Origin of the sequence: Onishia niordana, assembly GCF_004798965.1 — a bacterium.
Taxonomy (GTDB): Bacteria; Pseudomonadota; Gammaproteobacteria; order Pseudomonadales; family Halomonadaceae; genus Onishia; species Onishia niordana.
Genome location: NZ_SDSD01000024.1, coordinates 1 through 434 on the forward strand (window position 1 = coordinate 1; position 434 = coordinate 434).

Sequence of the window (434 nt, forward strand, 5' to 3'; positions counted from 1 at the left end):
ACGAAGCTCGCGGTCATTCATATCTAAGACACGTTTCCAAACAACACGACGACTATCGATGTTTAGAGTATTTCCTTGGAAGATATGATTATCTAAAAGTGCTGCAATAGCATTATTCGCTGTTGTCATGGCATGGATATCGCCTGTGAAATGCAAGTTAATATCTTCCATCGGAAGAACTTGAGCATATCCTCCACCTGTTGCACCACCTTTTATCCCCATCACAGGGCCCAATGAAGGTTCACGTAGCGCCACCATTACCTTTTGGTTCAAGCGTGCAAAGGCATCTGCTAGTCCAACTGTCACCGTTGATTTTCCTTCACCAGCAGGAGTTGGGTTAATGGATGTAACCAAGACAAGTTTTCCCTCAGCATTATCCTCAAACTTTTTAAGGCTTTCGAGTGGTATTTTTGCTTTATATTTTCCGTAAAGTT

At 42.4% G+C, this 434-nt stretch carries 1 protein-coding gene; it reads right to left on the reverse strand.

Annotated features, from left to right (window positions below):
• Positions 1 to 434, reverse strand: a 434-nt coding sequence (locus tag ETC27_RS17810) for a formate--tetrahydrofolate ligase (RefSeq protein ID WP_136256057.1), incomplete at both ends; no start/stop codon positions are given.